Annotated in this window: 1 protein-coding gene; it reads right to left on the reverse strand. The window is 46.7% G+C overall.

The window, feature by feature from the left end:
- On the reverse strand, positions 1 to 435 hold a 435-nt coding region (locus tag R8O11_RS29040), incomplete at its 3' end, for an MFS transporter (RefSeq protein ID WP_318195099.1).
- Positions 436 to 619: the final 184 nt, after the last annotated feature.

The following is a 619-nucleotide window of genomic DNA, read 5'->3' on the forward strand; positions in this document are numbered from 1 at the left end:
GCCGTATAGGGAAAGCATGTATAAGCTTAGGCGTTTTGCGCGTGATGCTTCGTCGCCTGACATCAACCAGGATTCAACGATCACGAATACACCAGCAACCGCGACACCAGCAATAAAGCGCGCAACGAGCCAAACTAGGCCATTCGGGAATGCTGGTAGGGCAACGATGGTGAGCGAAAAGGCAGCCAAACAGCCAATAAATGCTTTGCGGTGGCCAACATTGCGAACAATGCGTTCGATAAACATGGCACCAATCAACAAGCCGCCATAAAACACGCTCGCCAACCAACTCGCGTAATCAGCAGAGATGTTGTATTCGCCGAGCATGAGTGGGATCAAGCTCATCAAATAGCCTGAAGCAACCGCGTAAAGAGACAGTGCGACGACTGGAACTGTAACTCGTGGTGATGCTGCAGAAACGACTGTGTTTTCCAATGTTTTGCGCCTATAAATTAAGAGAAATCTAGGGGTTATTCGGCGCGAATATGAGGCTAATTAGTAGGCATGTAAAATGATAAATTTGTGTCGTATCGACAAATAAAATTTGTCGAGATTATATGGCAATTTGCTGCATAAAAAAGCCTGCCAGACTGGCAGGCTCAAGGTTGGGATTATTTTG

Source organism: Vibrio sp. 1288 (assembly GCF_033344475.1).